Annotated in this window: 1 protein-coding gene; it reads right to left on the bottom strand. The window is 71.9% G+C overall.

Annotated features, from left to right (window positions below; all coding sequences use genetic code 11):
• A partial coding sequence (locus tag LPA54_RS39620; RefSeq protein ID WP_228985246.1) for an AMP-binding protein occupies nucleotides 1–430 on the bottom strand: 430 nt, incomplete at both ends.

Genomic DNA, 430 nt, shown 5'->3' with positions numbered 1-430 from the left:
CGCCGTCCTCGATCTGCCAGACGTTCTTCAGCGCGGGCAGCCGGTCGCGCACGGACTCCACGGTCGCCGCGTGGGCGTCGAGCTCCACCAGGCAGGCGGTGGCGCCGGAGTCGCCGAGGATCCACGCCACCTGCTCCGCCGAACTGGTCTCGTACACCGGCACGGTGATCGCGCCGGCGCTCCAGATCGCGAAGTCGAGCAGCGTCCACTCGTAGCGGGTGCGGGACATCAGGCCGACCCGGTCGCCGGGCTGCACGCCCGCCGCGATCAGACCCTTGGCGGCGGCCCGCACCTCCGCGAGGAAGGTGGTGGCCGTCACGTCCTGCCACGTCCCGCCGACCTTGCGGGCCATGACGGCGACTTCGGGATGCTGCGCGGCGTTTCTGCGGACGATGTCGGTCAGATTGCCGTCCGCGGGGACCTCGTACAG

Origin of the sequence: Streptomyces sp. DH12, from assembly GCF_020873895.1 — a bacterium.
Taxonomy (GTDB): Bacteria; Actinomycetota; Actinomycetes; order Streptomycetales; family Streptomycetaceae; genus Streptomyces.
The sequence above is the reverse complement of the archived record's forward strand: the minus strand, read 5'-3'. Positions and strand labels throughout refer to the sequence as shown.